Genomic DNA, 20,365 nt, shown 5'->3' with positions numbered 1-20,365 from the left:
GGCGTCGTAGCCGGGCTGGGCCCAGCCGGTTTTTTCCAGGCGCGCGTCGTAGGTTTCGCCGCGCTGCAGCTCGGCGAAGCGGATGGGGCCCTCGCTGGTAGTTTGCCAGCTGCCGTCCGACACCACTTCCTCGCTGGTGCCGTCGGCGTAGGCCAGGTGGAGCTGGAAGAGCAGCGCCGCGTCGCGGCCGTAAATGTTGTGAACCCGATCAAAGCCGATGTAGCCGCGGTACCAGCCGCTGGCCAGGGTGGCCCCCACGGCGTTGGCCCCGGCTTTCACGAGGCTGGTCACGTCGTAGGCCTGGTAGGCCAGCCGCTTGTTGTAGCTCGTCCAGCCCGGCGTGAGGTAGCCGTCACCCACGCGCCGGCCATTAATTTGGGCTTCGTACAGGCCGTGGGCCGTGATGTAGGCGGTGGCCGAAGTTATCTTCTTGTTGATCTTAAACTCTTTGCGCAGCAGCGGGCTCGGGCGGTGCACCGAGTCTTCGGCGTAGCCGGGGCCTATCCACGCGGCCAGCCAATTGGCGGGCGCCAGCAGGCCTACTTGCCAGAAGGCGGGCGCGCTCCAGGCCGAGGGCTTGCCGGCTTCGTCCCAGGCCCGCACCTGCCAGTGGTAGCGCCGGTTTAGTTGCAGGGCCGGGCCGGCGTAGGTCACGTTCACCGACGAGTCGGACGCTACTTTGCCCGAGTTCCACACCTCGGCGGGGCCCCCATGGGCCAGCCCAGCGGCCGAGGCGGCCACCCGCACCTCGTAGGCGGTCTGGCGCACGCCGCGCCGGTCCTTGGCCGCCAGCAGTTGCCAGCTGAAGCGCGGCCGGGCCACGTCGAGGCCAATGGGGTCGGCCAGGTTTTCACAGCTCAGGTTTTGCACCCGCACCTGGGCCAGGGCCCCGGGGCTGCGCAGCAGGCCCACCGCGAGCAGAATAAAGAGTATTTTTTTCATAAAGGAAGCAAAGCAAGACACCGTCCTCGCGCACCGGCCCGCGTAGGGCTTTGGACCGGAGCGGAGGATGGACAATTGAAAATTAACCCGTATCAGGCACTAGGGTATACAGCGGCAGCACCAGCGTCTCCCACCGGGTGGTAACAGCCCAAGCCGCTTGGCCGGATATAGGCCAAAAGGCCACCTGCGCGGCGGCCAGGCCCAGCGCGTGGGTGCAGACTAGTCGCCGTAAGGTGGCCACCGGAGACAATTCGCCAGGCGAGCGTGAGCTTCGGCCAGGGTGGTGCCCCAAGGCAGCGTTAGCTCGTCGAAGAAAAACCAGTAAGCAGCGGGGAAAAAGCCATGGCCCGCAAAGTAAGCCAACCAACGAGCTATCAGCTACCCTGCGCTAGCGGCGGGGTTTGCTGGATTGCAAATGTCTTTATTTGCTACGCCATGACCCTAGAAACTGCTTTCGCTGAAATCCAACAATTCTGGCCTACGGGCTTGCCGTTTGCCTTCGGCCGTGGCCAAGCGGCGGCCCGGCTCAGCGCCGAGTTTGGCCGCCCCTTCCCGCCGGATTTGGTGGCGTACCTGGATAGGGTGGCTCCTGCGGAGGACATGGAGTTTGCCACCGTCGGCAACCCCTTGCAGCTGTACGGCTTGGCTCGGCTCGGGCCGCAGCAGCCGGGCTACAGCTTTAACCCCGTGACCCAAACGCCGTTGCCCGACTGGAACCCCGCCTTTTTTCTGCTTGCTGACGAGGGCGCCGACCCGCTGGTGCTCGACCTCGGGCAGCCAGCGGCTGGCATCCGCAAGCTGCTGCACGGCGCGGGCAACTGGGACGAAGGCGACCCGGTGGCCGATACGCTCGGGCAGTTTTTGTTGTGCAGCGCGGCTCGACACCACGCGCTGCAGGCCTTTGAAGACGAGCCGATTGTGGACGATGCGCAGGGTTTTCGGCTCGCGCCGCAAGCCGCCGCGTGGCTGTTTCCGCGCCTGAAGACCTGGGCTAGGGCGCACTATGCCGCATGGTGCGCCGCTTTCGACAATGCCTAAGCCTGGCGCGCCGCGCCCTTGCTGCTTTCCGGCCCTCCCCTCCCAACGTGCCCGTCCTCAACTGCAGCGGCCAGCGGCAGCGTTTTTGCGCCAGCTGGGTGCGGCGGGCTGCTACAAGTCCTTCTTACGAAGGAGGCAGTAGTAGCGCGGGTCGCAGCCCGACACCAGGCAACCGCGCAACACTGCCCTGCCTTGGCTCGCCTGGCGCCCGGTTTGGGGCGTGGGCCGGCCGCACATAAACGGCACCAGCCGGGCGGTGTGACCGCCCACGCCGGCCGGGCGACTATTATTGGAGTAGTGGCAAGGACATGGCATGGTGGCGAACGGTGGGCTAGGCCGCGCCGGGTCCGCGGCCCGCGGCTAGGACCAGGACTGAGATTCGGAGTTAAGCGCACGCTACTTTGGCTCCCGGTTCCTTTCGGGGAAGCGGGCGGCCTGGTGGATGCTCACCCCAATTGACTACCGCAAAGCCCACTATTGTAAGTTATTGTCAACTCCTGCGTATGCTTCGTTTTCGACTGTGGTACTGGCTGTTGGGGCTTGTAGTGCTGGGTGGCTGCCAGTCGCCGGAACCGGCCCGCCGCATCACGGCCGACAACTACCTCACCACCATCCCCGACCCCAAAACGCTGGGCGAAGCCTACGTGAGCGACCCCGACCACGTGCTGGCCCCCGGCACGGCGCCCTTCCTCAACGCCTGCCTCGACAGCCTCGACCGCAGCGGCCGGGCGCACCTCGACGTGGTGCTGGTGCGCAGCCTGGGCGAGGCCATGCCCAAAACGGCCGTCACGGCACTGTTTAATAAATGGAAAATCGGCAGTAAGGCCACTAACAACGGCCTGCTGATGCTGCTGGTGCTCGACCAGCGCCGGGTGGAGTTTGAAACCGGCTACGGCCTGGAAGCCGACCTGCCCGACATCATCTGCTACCGCATTCAGCAGCGCTACATGGTGGAGCCCGCCCGCGCCGGCGACTACGACCTGGCCGTGCGGCAGGGCGTGGCGGCCCTCATCGGGCGGTTGCGACCGGCCGCCGCGCTCCCAAAACCGGTGCTGCGAACGGCCGCCGACTCCACCCGATTCTACCTTGACAGCCTGCAACGGGCGATAATGGCGCAAAGCGGACTACTCGACGACGAGGACCCGCTGAATACCGCTCAGCCCGGTGAATCATTAGCTTACAATTACTCGCCGCCCGCGCCGGGGCCGCCCATTGGCACGCTAGTGGTGGCCGGGCTGGCACTGGTGCTGTACCTAGTGCTGTGGTACCGCACCGCCCAAGGACTGCGTGCGCGCGGCTGGCTGGTGCTGGTGCCTTTAGGGGTGCTGGGGGCCCTGGTGGTGCCCGCGCTTCAAGACGAATTAACTACAGGGGCGTTTTTGGCCCTGCTCTACGGGCTGCCGCTGCTGTATTTGCACGCCTATTTTGGGTGGCAGTATTGGCGGGCGCGGCGGCCGGTGGGGCCCCTAGGTCGGCCAGAGGCCTACGGGCAGCGGCAGGAGGCGCACCGGGTGCTGGCCTTCACGGCCTATTTGTTTCCGGTAGCGCTGGCCCTGTACTGGCCCTGGCACCGCCGGCAGCTAGCGGCGCTGCGTGCGGCGCCCTTCGCCTGCCCCGAGTGCGCGCTGCCCATGCACCAGCTCGCCAGCGCCGCCGAGACGCCCCACCTTGAACCTGCTCAGCAAATAGAAGAAACCTCGCGGGCAATAGACTACGACGTGTGGGAGTGCGCCAACGGCCACCACCTGCCCCTCGCCTACCCCAACCCGGAGAGCAGCACCACCGTTTGCCCCGCCTGCCACCACCGCACCCTGCCGCCGCCGCGCCTGCGCGTGGTACAGGCCGCCACCCGCCGCGCCGAGGGCTGGGGCTGGCGGGTAGCCACGTGCCGCTTCTGCCAGCACGAGGAGAAAACCAGAGAAACCATTCCGCGTCGGTCGAGCCCCACAAAAGGTTCTTCTTCAAGCGGCTCGTCGTCGTCGTGGGGCAGCAGTTCAGGCAGCAGCAGCTCGGGCGGCAGCGGCTCTAGCAGCAGTAGCAGCGGCGGCTCGTCGGGCGGGGGCGGGGCGGGCAGCAGCTGGTAGGATTTAAGAAACAGTTGCTGAGTTTGTCGCACGTTTTCAGGCAAGGCTTCCTGCCGAAATTTTCACCACGGGCGGTGCGCCTAGGCCTCCCGCGCTGCCCGAAGGCCTAGCATATCGGGAAGGGCGGGAGGGCCGCTACTTTGAATCCGCCGCAGGCGAATCAGCTGACGGCAATCACCAGCAAAAGTGATAACGTAAATTGAGCGCTGGGCAATCAATTCCCGCCCACTGCTGCTGAACCATGAGCCCCCAAGAAATCAGAGCGGCGCTGGCCTGGCCCGCCGTGGCGTTCACCACCGGCGGATTCCAGCCTACTTATTCGGCTACCGAAAGCTGGCTGGGCCACGTGTACCTGGGCCTGCTTGGCGAAACGCTGCCGCTAGATGCCCAGGGCCGGCCCATGTGGCCGCTGCTGCAGCTGGTGCTGGCGAACTTGTCGGCGGTGCCCACTAGCCTGGCCGGTACCCAGGCCCTGACGGTATTCGTGAGCCCGCAATTGCCCGTAGACACGGCCCCTGCCCCCAATGGCCAAAACTGGCTACTGCGCGAATACCGGCACGGCGCGCCGTTGGTAACGCTCGCAATGCCCTGCCCCTCGTCGCCGCTCAAGCCCTTTCCACTGCAAGCGGGGCCTTTGCTGACGGACTATCCAGTGTGGGACGGGGGCGGCGCCGACCACTTAGTGGGGGATGTGATGGCGCTGAAACGCGCCGGCACTATCGCTAGCTACTACGACCTCGTAAAAAACCATCATGGCCACAAGCTGGGCGGCTGGCCCACGTTCTGCCAGCTGGGCATCGACTTTAGTGCTGGCTTTGAGTTCGTGCTCCAAATTGCCTCCGATGCCCAGGCCCAACTCAACGTAGTAGACAGCGGTACCATCTTTCTGGCCAAAAACGTGGCTACTGGGGCCTGGGAATTCTACTGCGACTTTTATTAAAAACCAGGCTCGCACAAACTTAGCCACCGCTACTACCCTTGAGGGAGGCTAGCCGCCCTAGGTCGTCGAAAGTCGCGGTGAGCGTGCCGGAATCCAAGGCGGCGCTTACCGCATCGGCCGTTTCGGTGACGGGGTAGCCTTTCTGGGTGATATAGTGGGTGAAGGCCGGCCGGTGGTGCAGTTCGAACATGCTGATGACCTGCGGAAATACGGTTGAAATGCGGGCGAAGTCGTTTTTGGGCACCTGGTCAAGCTGCGCGCTTTTGACGGTGAGCACCAGCGTGCCCTGGCCGTAGTTGGCCAGGTAGTAGCCGCTGGCCCCAAACAGGCCCGAGGCAATGGCCCCGATGGCGTGCAGGTCCTGCGGGGTCGCGGCAAACTCGCCGGCCGTGAGCAGCTCGATGCCGTGCTGCTCACCATAGGCCCGCAGTTGCTCGGCCTGGCTCAGTAGCCGGGCGGGCCAGTCGGAATCGGCGGCGACCCAGGCCCAGCGCCACGTTTCGGAAACGTGCGAAAACGTGCCCAGCGCTTGCAGCGGAAACACCAGTTCGGGCCCGAAGGAAATGGTACCGGCGTCCATCTCCGCGGTCCAGGCATTATCGCCGATGACCTCGTAGAAGTCGGTTTGCCGGTCGTAGGCCAGGGCGGCGTAGCGTTCGAGCAGTTCTTACTCGGTGCGGGCGGGGCTAGGGTCAGGCATCATGGGCGCGCCATCACCATCGCCCCAGCGGCCGCAAGAGCCCCCTCACCCCAGCCAAGCTGCTCGTGCGCTGGGCAGGGGCCCCTAATGCGGTTTCCAGGTTAGCGACTGGGTTTTACCGTTGCGCGCCAACGATGGCAGCGGAAGCACGTATTTGAGTGGACGCAATGCGGGTGTCAGGCAGTGGTTACCGGTTGTTCGCAGCCGGCTAAACACGCGGCCGACGCCCACAACGAGCAGCTGACCACCCGTTTGCTTTGGAACGGCTGCTTGAAAGCTAGAAATTAGAAACTTGACGGTCAGGTTTTTGATTTTGCTCCGCACGGCGCCCCGCTCCGAAAACTGCTGCACTCCCCACGCACGGCCACCCCCATGACCCAACCACCAGTACCCGCGCTGCAAACCGGCGACGTGGCCCCGAACGGCGCGCTCCCCGATGGCTCCACCCTGCTGGCGTTGCGCGGCCGGCCCGTCATCCTGGCGTTTGCGCCCAGCGCGTGGAACCCGGCCCAGGCCCACCAGAGCGCGGTTTTCGCGCGCTTGCTGCAGGAATTTGGCGACGGGGCCCCTTCGCCGCCGCGGCCCCCGACGGGTGGCACGCGCTCGACTGCCACGGCGACCTAGCGGCGCAGTTGGGCGTGGCGGGGCAGCAGGCCCTGGGTGCTGCTCGACGAAGCGTGTGCTGCGCTGGAAAACCGTGGTTGCGCCGGGCCAAGACCTGCGGCCCGGCCAAATCCTGGCCGCGCTAGAAACGCTGCGCCCAACCGGCGGGCCGCCGCCGGGGCCGGCGCAGACGTAGTGGCCGGCGGCATGTCGCGCCGCACCTTTGTGACGGCCACGCTGGCCGCGGCGGCGCTGCTGGCGCTGCCCAGCGTCGTAGCCGCCGCGCCGGAAGCAGTACCCGCTAGCCTAGCCACTGCCAACGACACCGCCGCCATGCTTCCTATTGAGTTAAATATCAACGGCCACCGCCACCACCTTCAACTCGACCCGCGCACAGCCCTGCTCGACGCGCTGCGCGAGAACCTGCACCTCACGGGCACTAAAAAGGGCTGCGACCACGGCCAGTGCGGCGCTTGCACCGTGCACTTGGATGGCCAAAGCGCCCTCGCGTGCCTCACGCTGGCCGTGATGGCGCAGGGCAAGGCCATCACCACCATCGAGGGGCTAGCGAAAGGCGACGTGCTGCACCCCATGCAGGCGGCGTTTATCAAGCACGATGCGTTTCAGTGCGGCTACTGCACCCCTGGCCAAATCATGGCGGCCGCCGCCCTGCTCCAGGACAAGCACGCGCGCCACGGCTCAGCCGTTGAAATCCGCGAGGCCATGAGCGGCAACCTGTGCCGCTGCGCTGCTTATCCCAACATCATCGCCGCCATTCAGGAGGCTCAACGCGCCTAGCCGCTCTTTGTCCTCCCTCCCTCACCTAGCTCATGCATCCGTTCCAATACCAACGCGCCACTAGCGGCAGCCAGGCCGTGGCCGCCGTGGCCAAAATTCCCGACGCATCCTTCATCGCCGGCGGCACGTCACAAGTCGATTTGCTGAAAGAAGGCGTGCACCAGCCTAGCCTGCTGGTGGATGTGGCGGGCCTGCCGCTGCGCCAGATTACTGATTTTGAGGACGGCGTGCGCATCGGGGCCAACGCGACCAATACCGAGGCGGCGTACTACCCAGCCATCCTGGCGCGCTACCCGGCTGTGAGCGAAGCGTTGTTGGCGGGCGCTTCGGTGCAGATTCGCAACATGGCCACGATGGCCGGCAACCCGTTGCAGCGCACGCGCTGCCCCTACTTCCGCGACCTGGCCCAGCCCTGCAACAAGCGCACGCCGGGCAGCGGCTGCGCGGCCATTGGGGGCTACAACCACGTGCACGCGCTGTTTGGGGCCTCGGCGGCCTGCGTGGCCACCCACCCCAGCGACCTCGCCGTGGCCCTCGCCGCCCTCGATGCCCGCGTGCAAACCACCGGCCCGCAGGGCCCCCGCACCATCGCCTTTACGGACTTGCACCGGCTGCCCGGCACCACCCCGCACCTCGACACGGTGCTGGCGCACGGCGAGCTGATTACCAGCATCGACCTGCCCGCCTTCGCGGGCCGCTCGCACTATCTCAAGGTGCGCGAGCGCGCCTCTTACGCCTACGCCCTCGCCTCGTGCGCCGTGGCGCTGGAAATGGACGGCCCCAAAATCAAGCGCGCCCGCATTGCGCTGGGTGGGGTGGCCTCCAAGCCCTGGCGCGCCACGTCAACCGAGGCGCTGCTGGCGGGCCATGTGCCCACCGAAAAGCTGTTTCGGGCCGCCGCCACCGCCGCCTTTGCCGACGCCAAGCCGCTGGAGCACAACGCGTACAAAATACCCATGGGCCGCAACCTAGTGGTGCGCGCCCTGCTCGAAACCAGCGGCCTGCAGCCCCTGGCGGGCCCGGCCGGCACGGCCTTCGCGGCCAGCGTGGGCGGCATGGCCGGCCAGGTAGCTACTCCTAACTAATTAAGTAAGACCCTATTATTATGCTAACCGAAGCTACCGGGCAACCGCTCGAACGCGTAGATGGCCGCCTCAAAGTGATGGGCGGCGCGCGCTATACCGCCGAGTGGGACCTGCCGGGCCTCGCCTACGGCGCACTCGCCACCAGTGCCATCGCCCGCGGCAAAGTGCGCGCTCTTGATGTTAAAGCTGCGCAGCAGGCCCCCGGCGTGCTGGCGGTGCTCACTTACCTCAATGCGCCCCGCCTGCAGCCCATACCCGACAAGGTGGGGGGCTCGCTGTTTCGGGGCGAAGGCGGCATCACCGAAACGCTGCAGCCCTTGCAGGATGCTACCATCGAGTACGCCGGCCAGCCGCTGGCCGTGGTGGTGGCCGACACCCACGAGCACGCCCGCCACGCCGCCACGCTGGTGCGCATCACCTACGACGAAGCCAAACCCGAGCTGGACCGCGCCACCGCGAGCCGCCAAACGCTACCCGAAGCCTTCACGGGCAGCAAGGACGAGCCACTGCAAGTGACCGTGGGCAACCCTAGGGCCGCGCTGGCCACCGCGCCGGTGAAGCTGGAACGGGTGTACGAGTCGGCCATCACGCACCACAACCCCATCGAGCAGCTCGCCACCATTGCGCGCTGGGAAAAGCGCAACGGCGCGGACTACCTGACGGTGTACGACACCACCCGCGGCGTCGATACGCTGCAAGAAGTTTTCGCCGCGTCGCTGAGTTTGCCCAAAGAGAACGTGCACATTATCTGCCCGTTTATTGGTGGGGCGTTTGGGTCGAAAGGCTGGCTGTACGCCCCGGCGCTGCTCACGGCGATGGCGGCCCGCGTGGTGGGCCGGCCGGTCAAAATCGAGCTGCGGCGGCAGGATATGTTCAGCACGGCGGGCCAGCGCGGCGCTACCCGCCAGACGCTTTCCCTAGGTGCCACCCGCGACGGTAAGCTCACGGCCCTGCAACACGACACGCAGGCCCAAACCTCGATGGTGAGCGGCTACACCGAGCCCTGCGCCCGGGTGTCGCGCATGCTGTACGCGGTGCCCAACCTAGGCTTTGCGCACCACCTGTCGCACCTCAACCTGCCCTCGCCCTGCCCTATGCGCGGCCCCGGCGAAACCGTGGGCGGCTGGGCCCTGGAGTGCGCCATCGACGAGCTGGCCACCGAGCTCAACCTCGACCCCGTGGAGCTGCGCCTGCGCAACTACGCCGACAAAAACCCCGAAACCGGCAAGCCCTTCAGCAGCAAGCACCTGCGCGAGTGCTACGCCCGCGGCCAGGAGCTCATCGGCTGGGCGAAGCGCAACCCCAAGCCCCGCTCGATGCGCGAGGGCAACAGCCTCGTCGGCTACGGCATGGCCACCACCATGTACCCGGCCGCCCGCCGCGAGGCCACGGCCCGCGCCACCATCTTCGCCGATGGCCGCGCCCTGGTGCAGAGCGCCACCCACGAGTTGGGCAACGGCGCCTACACCATTTTCCGCCAAATCAGCGCCGACGCGCTGGCCCTGCCCGTTGACAACGTGCGGTTTGAGCTGGGTGATTCGGCTCTGCCGAAGGCGCCCACCACGGGCGGTTCGGCCACCACCGCCACCATCGGGCCGCCGCCACGGCGGCCAGCCAGGCCGCTCTCAGCGCCCTCAAAAAAGTAGCCATCCGCGACAGCAAGTCGCCCCTTTTCGGCGTGGCTGAAGACGTCATCGAGGCCCGCGAGGGCCGCCTGGTGCGCAAGGCCAACGCGGCGCAGGGCGAAACCTACGCCGCCATTTTGCAACGCGCCCAGCAGCCGTCCATCAGCGCCGAGGGCACGGCCAAGCCGGGCGACGAGCGCGAGCAATTCTCGTTCTACTCGTTCGGGGCGGTGTTTGCCAAGGTGCGCGTGGACGAGGCCAGCGGTACCGTGCGGGTGGCCCAACTGTGCGCCGTGTACGACGTGGGCCGGCTGATGAACCCGCAAACGGCACGCTCCCAGTTCATCGGCGGCATGGCGATGGGCCTGGGCGCCACGCTCATGGAAGCCACCCACTACGACGCCCGCAACGGCCGTGCCGTGGTGCGCAACCTGGCCGATTACCACGTGCCCAGCATGGCCGACACGCCCGACATACTGGTGGAAGCCCTCAACATTCCTGACCCGCACATCAGCGCGCTGGGGGCCCGCGGCATCGGCGAGATCGGCTGCGTCGGCACGCCGGCGGCCATCACCAATGCCGTGTTCCACGCCACGGGCCAGCGCCTGCGTTCCTTGCCCCTCACCCCCGACAAATTGCTTAAGGCCCTGGCCAGCTAGCGGGCCAGCCGCACCGGGCCAACTGGGTGCCGCAGCAGCGCATTGTTCCCGCCCTTCGACAGGCGGGCCAGCAACTCTTGGCCGGGGTAGCAGTCGGCGGCTGTCCAGCGGCGGCGGGTATCCAGGGCCACGAAATGCCGCAGTTCGAGCAGCAACTGCTCCTGTGTGGGGTTGCGTTAGTAACTGGACAAAGAATTACGGTAAGGGCCTCAGCGGTCGCAGGCCATTGACCAGCACGTCGGCGGGCAACTGGAAAGAATAGCGACCCAGGCGGTTTAAATGGGCAAAACGAGCCGGCGAGAGTTGGGCCAGGTGCTCGGGAAGCACTGGCTGCCCCGCCGCTTGCTGACGTTGCAAGGCCAGTTGGGCGTAGACCGTATTCGAGACGACGACCACGTTGGTGACCACGTTGAGGCAGCGCACGACTTCCTGCTGGGCCTCTTCCTGTTTCTGACGCAGCACGCCGTCGCCGCCAAACCAGAGCCAGCTGCGCAGAGCGTGCAACTGCTCGCCTTTGTTAAGTTGGGCGTGGATGCGCCGGCGCAGGGCCTGCGAGTGCAGGTCAGGGCTTACGCATCAAATTGCAGTCACTCTACTAACAGCGGACCTTTGCCTTTTTAGGCATTTCCAAGGTCCTTATGCTCAGTCAACTAGTTGCTTCCTTCGCCACCTTGCCCGACCCACGGTGCGCCGGCCGCACCCGGCACCGCTTGCTTAATCTGTTCGTCATCGCCGTGTGTGCCGTGGTAGCCGGGGCCGAAACGTGGGTGGACATCGCCGACTACGGACGGATGAAGCACCCGTGGTTGGCCACTTTCCTGGATTTGCCCCACGGCAGTGCCTCCCACGATACGTTCCGGCGCGTGTTCTCCCGGCTCGACCCACAGGTGCTCGAACAGTGCTTTCGGCAGTGGATGGCCAGCACCGCCCCGCCCTTGCCCCGCGAGGGGGTGGCCATCGACGGCAAGGCCGTGCGCCTTTTCTTTGACCGGGGGCGGGCCCAGGGCCTGCTGCACGTCGTCAGCGCGTTTGCCACCGCGCAAAGCCTGGGCCTGGGGCAAGTAGGGGTGGTAGGCAAAGGACAGGAGTTGGCCGCTATTCCGGTGTTAATCAGTGGGCTGCCGTTAGCTGACACGCTTGTTACAGTAGATGCGCTGGGTTGCCAGCGGGCCATTGCCCGGCAACTACTTGCCCGGCAGGCGGATTATATTTTTGCCCTGAAAGGCAATCAAGGGCGCTTTTACCGGGCCGTCAAAACCTATTGTCAGGGGAGTTGCGTCGACCACTGGGCCGAGTACCCCGCCGATTGTGATGCCTTTGACCGCCGCCACGGCCGCTGGGTGCGCCGCCGGGCCTGGGTGCGGCCGCTGGGCGAGAAAGTAGCGGCGTTGCGCACCTGGCCCGGCTGGCGGGCCATCATCGCGGTCGAAACCATCCGGCAGGCGCAGCACCAGCCGGGCACGCACGTCGAGTAGCGCTACTGCTTGACCAGTTGCCCCGATGCCCCCGCGGTGCTCCTCCAGGCCATCCGCCGCCACTGGGCCATCGAAAACAGCCTGCATTGGGTGCTGGACGTCGTCTTCCGCGAGGACGAGGCCCGCAGTCGCGACCGGGTCGCCACCCGCAGTTTTGCCGTTTTGCGCAAGCTGGCTTTCAACCTTTTGCAGCAAGGAAAACACCAGCCGGGCAGTCTGCGGGCCCGACGACGGAACGCGGGCTGGAACGATAAGTACATGACCCAACTCCTACCCTGCGCCCGCCAGAACGGCCGGGCGACGGCTCTCTAGGTTTGATGCGTAAGCCCTGATTTCGCTCCAGGACCCGATTGATACGACCTCGCCCGGCGGGCAACTCGTGTTCCAGATTTTCTGCGCCCTGGCCGAGCACGAGCGCAACGTGCTCGTGCAACGCACCCGCGCCGGCCTGCAGGCGGCCCGGGCCCGCGGCCGCCAGGGCGGCCGACCCCCGGGCTTGGCCCCGCGCTACCAGAAAATTGCGCCGGCGGTCAAGGAGCTCTACGAGGCGGGTCAGCAATCCACCCGCCAGCTCATGGCCTACTTCCAGATTGGCTCCCGCCGCACCCTCTACAAAATCCTGCGCTTCGCTGGCTACCAGATTAATGAAAAGCCTACTGTGCCTGTTGTCAAAGCGGTTAACAAGGCCTTAGCGTAATTCTTTGTCCAGTTACTAACGCAACCCCTAATCGCCTGCAGCCCCTAGGGTTCGGGGATACTCAGCCCGTGGCTGACAACCGGGAGCCCGCACAACGCCCCCGCAATCGGCGGGTAGTGCTACAGCCTATCCCCTAACGCAGTAAGGTCAGCACAAGGCGCGCGGCTTAAGCTCTTCCCTTGCCTATGCATACTTTATAAGTTATTGATTGTCAATAATAATTAATCCAATAAGGGCCCCATAATTGGACATCTAACTGCTATAATTTTTAAGTGATGCTTCAACCAGGTGTGCCGCTTTGAACCTCGCTTAAGCTGTCGGGCTTCGAAGTAGACTGGATTCCTTAAAAGGGAAGCTGACACCCGACGCCAATGCCCTTACTTTCGGCCTATTTATCGTCGTTGCGCAGCACGAGCGCGAGCCTATTTCCCAGCGCACCAAGAATGCGCTCAAGGCCAAGGAGGCGCGTGGGGCGCAGGTGGGCACGTCCAAGAAGCTCACTGGGGAAGCGCGGCCGCTGGGGCTGGCAGCTCGGCAGCGCAAGGCGCGTGAGCACGCGGGTAAGCAGCAGGCCACAGCGCTTGTTCTGGTCCGCCGCGCGCCAGGGCTGCGTTGTGAGCGGATTGCCGGGAAGTTGCGTGCGCGTGGCTTTACTGCGCGCAAGGGAGGAGCCTTCTCCTAAAAGCAGGCCCAACGCCTGCTTGAGCGCACCCCCGCGCCCTTACTGGCTGAACCGAACTGACCCGTTCCGCCAGGCCACGGCCCCGTCGGCTAGACTGGCTGGGGGCCGAGGCGGTGGGGCCGGGCGGGGGCCCGCCGCTGCGGAGTAGGGACCCGCCAGCTGCCCCAATTGCCCCCCTCGCGGTCTTTTTTCCCACCCCGGCCGCGCGCAGCTGGGCCCGCGGGAGTGGCATCGCCAACCACGCCTGGGCCCAATCGGTGAGCGTTTCGGCTGCGACGGACTGCAACCCGGCGGCGTGTGCCTAGCCCGCGCCGCAGCGGCTAACTAGGCCAAGCTTGCGTCGACTTCGCGCCCCCTTTGTGCGCACAAAGACATGGCTTGTTGGGCAACTTCTGCCCGCCGCTAAGCTCCTCGCTTGATCACCGGCGCGAGGGCCTAAGAACCGACGGGGCTATGGGCATAATTGGCTAGCCATTCTGCTGCGCATCAAGGTTGATAGCTATCAGAATGGTTATTTTTCTACTTACACAATTAGGCAGTTATAGACTTATGTATTTGTGCAATTATGTAGTTGTGCAATTATGTAGTTGTGCAATTATGTAGTTGCGCAATTATGTAGTTGCGCAATTATGTAGTTGTGCAATTATGTAGTTGTGCAATTATGTAGTTGTGCAATTATGTAGTTGCGCAATTATGTAGTTGCGCAGTCGTACAATTACTTCCCCAGTGGTAGTTACAGCGGGCCGTCGGCGGAACACCCGGTGGCCGCTTTTAAGTGCCTCACCTGCGGCTGTTGGCGTATCGGGGGTCCGCCTCTTTTAGGCTTCAGGCAGTACGGCAAGCCCTGTCTTGGTAGCCACAAAGCTGCGGGAAGCGGATGCGCGCTACCTCTGCCAGGGCCCAGGAGCGCCCCGGCAGCTTGCTGGGGGCTACGCAGCGCGCAAAAGCACCCCGAGCAAGGCTAGGGGGCTCTGCAGGCACCACTACTTGATTTTGCGAGCAGGAAGTACTTCCTAACGAGCGTCCGGCTGAGTGCGCGCACGCTCCTGGCCGCGGCGCAGCCCCCCCGGGACCAGTGGCGCAAGCACATGCGGTGGGCTGGCTACGCCGCACAGCGTTGGGACGCAATTTTAAAATGGGTTTCGAAGTGATCGGAGGACTGGTAGCCGAGGGCAGCGTGTCGACGCTCGTTGTTGAAATAGGCGAAATGGTGGCTGATTTCCGGGCGCGCTTCGCGTAAGTTGCGGAAGCTGTTGCCGTCCAAGCAATGCCGTTGTGAGTCGGCTCCAACATGACCCGGCGTGGGCGTTATCGCCACAGTTACCGCGCCGACTCCTGCTTGGCATGGCCTCGCGGCGCGCGGGTAAGGCCTTGAAGTTGGTTGCGGAATACTGGCTGCCCTGATCGGCATGTTATGTGGAATATGCTGAGCGATTATAGGCGATTACCGCCCCTGGACACGGTTTTAGCAACGTTGTGGCTGATTTTGAACTTGGCTTTGGTCAGATCGAGAAACAACCGGGTTGTGTGGCTTTGAAGCGGTTCCAAGATGACTCGGCCGTGGCGGTTGCTGCGAGGCTCCTGTTCGCAGCCCTGTGCAGGGCGAGTGAGTGCTTGATGCGGGTGCGGCGGCTTTCGCTGGCCAGGCGCAGGGGCCCGGCCTTGAACTTCTTGCCGTAAGCATGCTGGTGGTTGGGCAACGCTTCCCTGGCTTTGGGCGTCATTCCAGCACGAATGAACAGCCTTCTACTTTCATTCTTGCTTCGGCCGCCTCAGGATTTGGGACCTGAAGTAATCGCGTAGACCATCACGCACCAAAATCGGCATCGGATTCGACTTCTGGGGGGCACCCAATTTTTAACATCTAATCACGTGCACCAGCTGCGCCGGACTGACCCACCCGACCAAGCCAACCGATTGCAGTACTCTCGATGCCTTAGCTCGTTAGACCAGGCCATTTCTCCGGATTTCATTGGTACCCAATGGCCTGATGTAGGCCGACCCATTTCCCTCCCCCACCACGGCCGTTGCGGGCAAGTTTGGTTGCGCTATGCGGAGTATACCTGAATCTTAAAACATAACGCCTAGCATATTTAGCATATTCAACATTCTAAGTATTTATGGCAAGTACAACACATTTATGAGTCAGCTAATTGTCTAACATATCTAGCATTTTTGACATTCTCAACATTCTAAGTAATTTCTGGTGTTAACAAATGCATGTAAGATTCAATCTATAAGGCATATGAGTTAATAATTGGGTACAAAACATTCTAAAATTGCTCAACATTTTAAAAATGTTGAGCAATTTTAGAATGTTGAGCAATTTTAGAATTGGTGGTATGTGGAGTATGCTCATCCGTCCCTTGCGTTGTAATATTGCTGCATCACGTTCATTGCTGCCTCATGAAAGTTATCACCTTTGCAAACCATAAGGGAGGAGTAGGCAAGACCACTTCCACGCTCACGGTCGGTCAGGAGCTGGCCCGCCGCGGGCAGCGGGTGCTCTTCCTAGACTGCGACCCGCAGCACAACCTGACCATGAGCTTTGCCGCCAACGCGGCGACTCATCTGGGTACCGTTATCAAGGGGGAGCGCACCCTCAAGCAGATCATCGTCGGGGTGGGGGAGGGGATGGGCCTGGCCGGCTCGGCCCGGGAACTGACGCAGCTCGAGAAGATACTAGGGCAGCAGCCCACCTACCAGTTCTTCCTGCGAGACCAGTTAGAGGACGTAGCGGCCGACTACGACTACGTGCTGATTGATACGCCCCCCGCGCTCACCAGCCTCACCTACGCGGCTTTGGTGGCCAGCGACGCGGTGTTTATTCCCGTGCAGCCCGAGTTCTACGGCTACGAGGGCCTGACCACGCTGCTGGACGCCTGCGCCATCATGGGCAAAAACTTCAACCCCCGCCTGAAAGTCGGTGGGCTGTTCCTGACGAAGTACTCGGCCAGCTACCGCCTCGCGCTGCACCACGACGTGGTGGCCATCATGCGGGAAAATGCCGTGACGGGGCCGCTGCTCATGCACACCAGCATCCGGCAAAACGGCAAGCTGTCGGAAGCGCAGATTGAAAAGCAAAACCTGTTCACTTACGCGCCCGCCAGCAACGGGGCCGAAGACTACGCCAACCTCACCACTGAAATACTTGCCCGTCTATGAGCACCGGCCCCAAAAAACGCTTCGGCGGCACGCTGACCCAGCCCGTTGCCCCCACCCCCGACGAGTTGATGTTCGGGGCCGTCAGCCCGCTGCCAGCGCACCCTGCCGTCGGTTCTATCTCGAGTCCCCCGGCGGAAGTACCCGCACCGGCCGGTCCCACCGGGCGCTGGGTGCCTTTTGGGTCCTACGTACGCGACCAAACGTACTTGCAACTCAAGCAGGCGGAGTACTGGGAGCCCGGGTTCGAAATCCGGCAGTTTCTGGAAGACACCCTGCAAGCCGCCCTGGCGCAGTTGCCCGCCGCCCAGCGGACGCTGCCAGAGCCCGTGCTGGAAAAGCTCCTCAAAACAAACCGCAAGCTGCAACCCCAATAGCGGGACCATCGATCAAACTGCCGCAAGGCGATAGCAACGGGTCAGTTGCGGCAACCACTGCTGCAATGGCTGCTCAGGCTACTGATAATATTGCATATTTCCTTGATTAAGGCGGTAAAAAATCAAGCAAATAGAATCGGATTTTAGTTTAGTATAAGAACGCAACTTACTGATTAACAAAACAAAGTATAAAAAAGTACAACCGTCTAAAATTATTTAGTGTTTATACTTTTTTTTACTTTTAAGAGTGCGGGGTTGCTACAAAATAGACGCTGAAAAAAAACTCCCTAGCTAGTTATCTTTAAACTCAGATTATAGTATTAGTATTAGGGTGCACAGAACACACTGAAGAACAGTAGTTTATGCGGGTAAGTTGCTACAAAAAGGACGCTAGGGTGCTACAAAAAGGACGCTAGGGTGCTACAAAAAGGACGCTGACTGATTCCAGGTTGCTACAAAAAGGACGTTACGCCGCCAAGTTGCTACAAAAAGGACGCTGGGTTACTACAAAAAAGACGCTGACTGATTCCAAGTTGCTACAAAAAGGACGCTGGCTAATTTCAGGGTGCTACAAAAAGGACGCCACTAGACTCAAGCTGCTGCAGAGAAGTCGGCTCTTGCTTTCCAGTGCCCCAACCTATCCGCCATGAAAACACCGCCTAAGCAGAACGCCGACAAAATAGTGGCCCAGCACAACGCGCTCGTCAACGCACGTTTCAGCTTTGTGCCCCTGCAGATGCGCCTGTTTCTAGCGCTACTCTCCCGTATCAGCCTGGACGATACCGAGTTCAAAGAGCATGTAATTCCGGTCAGCGAACTGTTATTTGAGCGCCACGGCGGGTCCGCTTACCAGCAGCTTGACGAGATGTGCGACGACATTACTTCCTTTAAGCTGTACATCGAAATACTGGAGGACGGCACCCGCAAACGGCGGCGGCGGCCCAAATACGATTACATCCCGCTGATGGCTAAGGCGGGCTACGACAGTGACATGGGCGGGATAGTGGCGGCCTTCAACCCCCTCATTATGCCGTACCTGCTGCAGTTGCGCGAGAGTGGCAACTTCACGTTGGCCGACCTGGACGAGTTGCGCAAGCTAAAAAGCCCCAGTTCGGTTCGCATCTACTGGCTGCTCAAGGAGTATTCAGACTTTGGGCAGCGGACCGTCACTCCGGAACAACTGCGCTTCATGCTCAACATTGCTGAAAACGAATACCCCCGGTTTAGCAACTTCAAAGCGCGGGTGCTGGACCGTGCACAGCTGGAACTGGCGCGCACCGACATGCCGTTCACCTACGAGCTGGAGCGACAAAACCAACTCGTGCAGCGCATCAAATTCCTGTTTGGCTACGATACAGTCGTTGCTAGTTCAGATGAAGTAGAAGAACAAAATACTCAACTTGTTAAAAATACCAAACATTTACAGAATGCTGAGAATGCCAATCAGCCTACTGCGGGCGAACCTGCTTGGGTTCAGGCGTTACGGTTAATAGGGGTTAGCCTGCGGAGTATTAAACAAATTATTAAGCAACTAGAAGATAAGGAGTATCCTCTCGAATACGTCGATTTTGTATTGTCTCGCATCGGCAAGCAACACCAGCTGGGGAAGGTAAAAAAGCCAGCAGGCGCAGTCTATAAAGCATTGGTGGAGAAGTACCTGTTAGAAGAGTATCTGGCTGGACAAAAAGCGGCAAAAGCAATTCCAGTCAAAAAAGCAAGTGCTGCCATCAAAGCAAAACTGCCGCTGCTGGAAGAAGTGGCCTTTCCGCTGCGGGAGGTACGGGACATGTACGAGAATCCAGGGCCTTTTCTGAAACGACAGCTGAAGGAACCCACTTTTGAACTGCATTTAGAAGCCATTTACTTAAGCCAAGGATTTGCCCTTGTAAAGCGTGATGGAGATGACTGGCTTATTAAAAATGCTCTTCCTTAACTCCTGGTGGGGCCAGTGCTACTATTTTTGCCAATTCTAGTGCAGCAAAATCGGATAGGTACCTGTTTGGTACGGAAGCAGAAGCGAATCCGCTGGCGGCGTCATCTCTGTCTTGTTGTTTTCCCTCGACCGACCCATGGCCGCTACCAAGCCAAAACCTGATTGGAGCGGCATCGTCCAGCAAATGGCCGCTGACGAGACGGGGTTGGAGGCAGCCATCGCCGGTGACCCGCAGGCCCGCCAACAGGTCACGTTTGCCCACCCCCTTGCGGTACCTACTAAGTAGTACCACGGACGGGGAGGGGTTCAGGACCGAAACCTGTGGGCACTGCGTGGTGTACTTCCCCGGCGTTTCCTATGGCTAGTTCGGTAGTGGAACCTAGGTTGATAGGTAAAGCACCATTACCTAACATAAAGGTCGTTCTCGGACAACTCTTACAATACGGGCCTTTTTTAGTCAGGCCGCCGCGCTCGGTGTAATACCTTGCTCGGTAAGCGCCTTATCATATCGCACGTGGTCCGTTCAGCTTACTTGGCGTTGCGGTAACGAAACAGCTATTCTACCAGTAGCCCGAGTAGCTCCCCGTATTCCCAGCAACCTTTCTGCCTCCCGCTTGCTTATGCTGCGCCTGCACTGCCTGTTCATCACCCTCTTAAGTTTTACCGCGGCCTTCGGTCAACAACCGAAGCCACGCGTCTTCTTCGCCGACATTGACCGCTTCTGGGTGGCGTACGACAGTGTGCGCACCACCTCCGACAGCCTGCGCCAGGTGGCCCTCTTCACGCGGCTCTACCTTGCCCCGGGCACCCCGGGCTTGCGCGCCTTTCAGCAAGCCAAGGGCTACACGGCCGCCGAGTGGGTCGGCTCCATTCGGCGCCACCCGAAGTTCTGGAACTCCATTCGCCCGTCCACCCAACTCGCGAAGACGGGGGCGCAAAACTTGGCCCCGTACCTCGCCAAATTGCAGCAACTCTACCCCACCCGCCAGCATCTACTTCACCATCGGCGCCCTGCGCTCGGGGGGAACGACGCAGGACAGCCTCGTCATCGTCGGGGCGGAGTTAGAAACGGGGAATCCCCAAACGGACATTTCGGAATTTACGGGGAAGGACCACGCCTTCTTGGCGAGTGTTTTTGCGCGCAATCCCTTCGACCACATCGTCCCGCTGAACGTGCACGAGTACGTGCACACGCAAGAGCATGGGCCGGGCAACACCGTCCTGGGGCAAGCGCTGTACGAAGGAACCTGCGATTTGGTGGCGGAGCTCGTAACCGGCAAAAAACGGCAACTGCCCTACATGAGCTATGGCCCGGCCCACGAAGCCGCGTTGAAAGAACGCTTCAAACGAGAGATGTTCACCCCGAACATTTCGAATTGGTTTTACAACCCGCTCGACAAGCCCGGCCACGTCCCGGACCTGGGCTACTACATGGGGTATGCGATCGGCAAGCGGCACTACCAACATGAGGTGGTCTAGCTAAGCCGCACAGAGTTGGGACGCAGTTTGAAAATGGGTTTCGAAGTGGTTGGGGGCGAGGTAGCCCAGGGCCGAATGCCGCCGTT

General features: G+C 62.1%; 20 protein-coding genes and 1 pseudogene. 15 read left to right on the top strand and 6 right to left on the bottom strand.

Going from position 1 to position 20,365, the window contains the following annotated elements; genetic code table 11:
• The coding region (locus BEN49_RS23735) for an alpha-L-rhamnosidase N-terminal domain-containing protein (RefSeq protein ID WP_193415871.1) at positions 1-942 on the bottom strand (942 nt) is incomplete at its 3' end.
• A gap of 435 nt (positions 943-1,377) precedes the next feature.
• Between BEN49_RS23735 and BEN49_RS23730 the strand changes: the two genes are divergently transcribed.
• The 3 genes from BEN49_RS23730 to BEN49_RS23720 all read left to right on the top strand — a co-directional run bounded on the left by BEN49_RS23730 (position 1,378) and on the right by BEN49_RS23720 (position 5,004).
• On the top strand, positions 1,378-1,980 hold the full coding sequence (locus BEN49_RS23730) for an SMI1/KNR4 family protein (protein ID WP_070747257.1): 603 nt from the start codon (positions 1,378-1,380) through the stop codon (positions 1,978-1,980).
• A gap of 503 nt (positions 1,981-2,483) precedes the next feature.
• Positions 2,484-4,064, top strand: coding sequence for a TPM domain-containing protein (locus tag BEN49_RS27345; RefSeq protein ID WP_083326428.1), 1,581 nt, complete (start codon positions 2,484-2,486; stop codon positions 4,062-4,064).
• A 241-nt stretch (positions 4,065-4,305) separates the two neighbouring features.
• Positions 4,306-5,004, top strand: a complete 699-nt coding sequence (locus BEN49_RS23720; protein WP_070747253.1) for a YwqG family protein — start codon at positions 4,306-4,308, stop codon at positions 5,002-5,004.
• A gap of 19 nt (positions 5,005-5,023) precedes the next feature.
• Here the strand turns inward: BEN49_RS23720 and BEN49_RS23715 are convergent, their stop codons facing one another.
• Positions 5,024-5,668, bottom strand: coding sequence for a DUF6882 domain-containing protein (locus tag BEN49_RS23715; RefSeq protein ID WP_369073229.1), 645 nt, complete (start codon positions 5,666-5,668; stop codon positions 5,024-5,026).
• 408 nt (positions 5,669-6,076) lie between these two features.
• Between BEN49_RS23715 and BEN49_RS23710 the strand changes: the two genes are divergently transcribed.
• The 5 genes from BEN49_RS23710 (at position 6,077) to BEN49_RS30325 (ending at position 10,474) form a co-directional block, all read left to right on the top strand.
• A complete protein-coding gene (locus BEN49_RS23710; RefSeq protein WP_070747249.1) occupies positions 6,077-6,328 on the top strand; it encodes a hypothetical protein in 252 nt (83 codons plus the stop codon).
• Positions 6,329-6,514: 186 nt separating this feature from the next.
• The gene (locus tag BEN49_RS23705; RefSeq protein ID WP_083326429.1) at positions 6,515-7,105 is read left to right on the top strand and encodes a (2Fe-2S)-binding protein; all 591 of its coding nucleotides are present in this window, start codon (positions 6,515-6,517) and stop codon (positions 7,103-7,105) included.
• Positions 7,106-7,137: 32 nt separating this feature from the next.
• Positions 7,138-8,190 carry an FAD binding domain-containing protein gene (locus BEN49_RS23700; protein ID WP_070747247.1) on the top strand — a complete coding sequence of 351 codons (1,053 nt, stop codon included), beginning with the start codon at positions 7,138-7,140 and terminating at the stop codon, positions 8,188-8,190.
• 20 nt (positions 8,191-8,210) lie between these two features.
• Positions 8,211-9,836, top strand: a complete 1,626-nt coding sequence (locus BEN49_RS23695) for a xanthine dehydrogenase family protein molybdopterin-binding subunit (RefSeq protein WP_083326427.1) — start codon at positions 8,211-8,213, stop codon at positions 9,834-9,836.
• Positions 9,837-9,838: 2 nt separating this feature from the next.
• Positions 9,839-10,474, top strand: coding sequence for a xanthine dehydrogenase family protein molybdopterin-binding subunit (locus tag BEN49_RS30325; protein ID WP_083326426.1), 636 nt, complete (start codon positions 9,839-9,841; stop codon positions 10,472-10,474).
• On the opposite strand, the gene BEN49_RS28525 is transcribed toward BEN49_RS30325, so the two are convergent.
• Both BEN49_RS28525 and BEN49_RS23690 read right to left on the bottom strand, forming a co-directional pair.
• Entirely contained in the window at positions 10,471-10,629 is a 159-nt protein-coding gene (locus BEN49_RS28525) for a hypothetical protein (RefSeq protein WP_158023066.1), read from the bottom strand. The genes BEN49_RS30325 and BEN49_RS28525 overlap by 4 nt on opposite strands.
• A gap of 40 nt (positions 10,630-10,669) precedes the next feature.
• On the bottom strand, positions 10,670-11,020 hold the full coding sequence (locus BEN49_RS23690; protein ID WP_262490252.1) for a Tn3 family transposase: 351 nt from the start codon (positions 11,018-11,020) through the stop codon (positions 10,670-10,672).
• A 92-nt stretch (positions 11,021-11,112) separates the two neighbouring features.
• Between BEN49_RS23690 and BEN49_RS23685 the strand changes: the two are divergent.
• Positions 11,113-12,261 (top strand): annotated as a pseudogene (locus tag BEN49_RS23685) (ISAs1 family transposase).
• A 67-nt stretch (positions 12,262-12,328) separates the two neighbouring features.
• Positions 12,329-12,646 (top strand): recombinase family protein, encoded by a 318-nt coding sequence (locus BEN49_RS23680; protein WP_070747244.1) that lies wholly within the window; start codon positions 12,329-12,331, stop codon positions 12,644-12,646.
• Positions 12,647-14,430: 1,784 nt separating this feature from the next.
• On the opposite strand, the gene BEN49_RS31110 is transcribed toward BEN49_RS23680, so the two are convergent.
• Both BEN49_RS31110 and BEN49_RS23675 read right to left on the bottom strand, forming a co-directional pair.
• Complete coding sequence (locus BEN49_RS31110) at positions 14,431-14,739, bottom strand: integrase core domain-containing protein (RefSeq protein ID WP_125917189.1); 309 nt, start codon at positions 14,737-14,739, stop codon at positions 14,431-14,433.
• Between the two features lie 91 nt (positions 14,740-14,830).
• Positions 14,831-15,052 (bottom strand): hypothetical protein, encoded by a 222-nt coding sequence (locus BEN49_RS23675; protein ID WP_070747242.1) that lies wholly within the window; start codon positions 15,050-15,052, stop codon positions 14,831-14,833.
• 682 nt (positions 15,053-15,734) lie between these two features.
• Between BEN49_RS23675 and BEN49_RS23670 the strand changes: the two genes are divergently transcribed.
• From BEN49_RS23670 to BEN49_RS23655, 5 genes are all read left to right on the top strand, one after another.
• Positions 15,735-16,493, top strand: coding sequence for a ParA family protein (locus BEN49_RS23670; RefSeq protein ID WP_070747240.1), 759 nt, complete (start codon positions 15,735-15,737; stop codon positions 16,491-16,493).
• On the top strand, positions 16,490-16,867 hold the full coding sequence (locus tag BEN49_RS23665; RefSeq protein WP_070747238.1) for a hypothetical protein: 378 nt from the start codon (positions 16,490-16,492) through the stop codon (positions 16,865-16,867). Before BEN49_RS23670 ends, BEN49_RS23665 begins: the two co-directional genes overlap by 4 nt.
• A gap of 646 nt (positions 16,868-17,513) precedes the next feature.
• Positions 17,514-18,800 (top strand): replication initiation protein, encoded by a 1,287-nt coding sequence (locus BEN49_RS23660; protein ID WP_070747236.1) that lies wholly within the window; start codon positions 17,514-17,516, stop codon positions 18,798-18,800.
• Positions 18,801-18,936: 136 nt separating this feature from the next.
• Positions 18,937-19,086: a hypothetical protein gene (locus BEN49_RS28515; protein WP_158023064.1), complete on the top strand. Its 150-nt coding sequence runs from the start codon at positions 18,937-18,939 to the stop codon at positions 19,084-19,086.
• Between the two features lie 887 nt (positions 19,087-19,973).
• Entirely contained in the window at positions 19,974-20,279 is a 306-nt protein-coding gene (locus BEN49_RS23655; RefSeq protein ID WP_125917187.1) for a DUF2268 domain-containing putative Zn-dependent protease, read from the top strand.
• Positions 20,280-20,365 lie beyond the last annotated feature (86 nt).

The organism is Hymenobacter coccineus, assembly GCF_001816125.1.
GTDB classification, from domain to species: Bacteria; Bacteroidota; Bacteroidia; order Cytophagales; family Hymenobacteraceae; genus Hymenobacter; species Hymenobacter coccineus.
Note: the sequence above shows the minus strand (reverse complement) of the source record. Positions and strands in the feature narration are given on the sequence as shown.